The 1,577-nt window shown below is 64.2% G+C and carries 2 protein-coding genes and 1 pseudogene; 1 reads left to right on the plus strand and 2 read right to left on the minus strand.

All coding sequences use genetic code 11. From position 1 onward, the window contains the following. The coding region (locus AC1DXK_RS30965) for an AraC family transcriptional regulator ligand-binding domain-containing protein (protein WP_477299705.1) at positions 1–434 on the minus strand (434 nt) is incomplete at its 3' end. A 251-nt stretch (positions 435–685) separates the two neighbouring features. Between AC1DXK_RS30965 and AC1DXK_RS30970 the strand changes: the two genes are divergently transcribed. Continuing rightward, the gene (locus AC1DXK_RS30970; protein ID WP_477299706.1) at positions 686–1,162 is read left to right on the plus strand and encodes a hypothetical protein; all 477 of its coding nucleotides are present in this window, start codon (positions 686–688) and stop codon (positions 1,160–1,162) included. Between the two features lie 211 nt (positions 1,163–1,373). Here the strand turns inward: AC1DXK_RS30970 and AC1DXK_RS30975 are convergent. Continuing rightward, a pseudogene (locus tag AC1DXK_RS30975) lies at positions 1,374–1,577 on the minus strand (hypothetical protein); the annotation flags it as partial.

The following is a 1,577-nucleotide window of genomic DNA, read 5'->3' on the forward strand; positions in this document are numbered from 1 at the left end:
CGCGGGAGTAGGACCCGCGGGAGTAGGACCTCGGTCGGCGACCACTCGGATCCGCACAGCATACGCAGGACGTTCACGCCGGTCGCGACCGCACCGTCGGCGATCTGATCCGCGCACGTAGTCCCAGGTGAACCACTGGTGTAACTCATGCGCGCGGTGTCACCGCGCTGGATCAGCATGGGCGCGGTGGTGGCATCCTCTCTGTGTAGGTGCCGCACGAACTTGGCCAGGATCTCGCCAACGGTCGGCGACTGGGGCATCAGGGCGCCCACGAGTCTGAGCGAGGCGAGGAGGTTCCGCTGGCCCACCAGCAGTCCAAAATGTGGACAGTTTGTTCGGGCGACACAGAGGCTCATCAGTTTGCCCAGATCAGCGACCGAGAGCGTCCCGTCCTCGGCAATAGCGCCGCTGGCCGTGCGGATGTCGCCATCCATATCGAGGCCCAATCTCCGAGGGACGGCAGCGAYCTCCGCRGCGATGCCGATGCGAACAATGCCSACATCCGCGGCGTCGTCCGASGCGAGRTWGTGGACAGGCACCGGCATACGAAGGCCTGCTATCGCCGGCTTCMGCGCCCGCCTGAATGGCGGCCCTTCAGACTTGCCGGCGCRCATACAGGGCTCCCGCGCGAGGGCGAATACCGCGGTCATGTAAGATCGACCGTAGCGCCTCCTCKYAGGGCTGCTTGATCCCTTGGACCATCCGGCTTGCCGAACGGGATAAAAACCGCGGCGTACCCGAGGTTTCCGTACGTTCGTCGCGGTTCGYGAGCTGGGATGTCGAGCTTTTGTCCCATTCGATCAAGCCGAGCCGCCAACGCTCTTCCATGCTCGCGCCGGCGCTGATGAGTCTCGCTCGGGAGCTGTCGATGAAGACCCCACGCGTGCTTGTGGCATTTATGACCGTGGCGCTGCCCTTCGGAACCTTCGGGAGCCCTGCGTGGGCAGAACCGCACGCCCGSCTCGCGCAGAGCRAGGTSACGATCCCCAGCAATGCGCAGATCAACACCATGGARCAGCAGGCGATCACGACGCCGCCGCTCAACGACAGCGAGGGTGTTCTCCAGGGCAGTCAAGGCGCCCAGATCCGGCAGATGGATCGGCATGCCCACCGCATTGATGAAAAGCTACTGAAGGACGACGGTGTCTGTGACGGCTGCTGAAGGTGGGCCGCCAGGGTAGAGGGATGCCCTCGTTCTGGACTTCACAAGGGCCGACACACCATGCCGCGCCAAAACCGATCTTTGCCGCGTCAAGGCACGATGACGCTCATTCGGAACGCCCTCGGGAGCCGATCATGGCCGTTGTGACCGCGCTCATTGGCGTACCCGCACGGCAGGTTCGGGAACCGACGCGCTTTGGACTTGCTTCAGTTCAGTGGAGAGCGGTTTGGTGGGCGATGCCCCTCTCGAACTGGGTGGGGCTTGTGAAGCCGAGTGCCGAGTGACGGCGTCGGGGATTGTAGAAGCCATCGATGTAACGGGCCAGCGCGGCGATGGCCTCGGCTCGCGTCTGGAACGCGGTGCGCCAGACCAAAGGGCACGTCGCAACGCAGCCAGTGCAAGTTCCTTGTGAAGG

It is taken from the genome of Methylobacterium sp. P3_A11, from assembly GCF_056403155.1.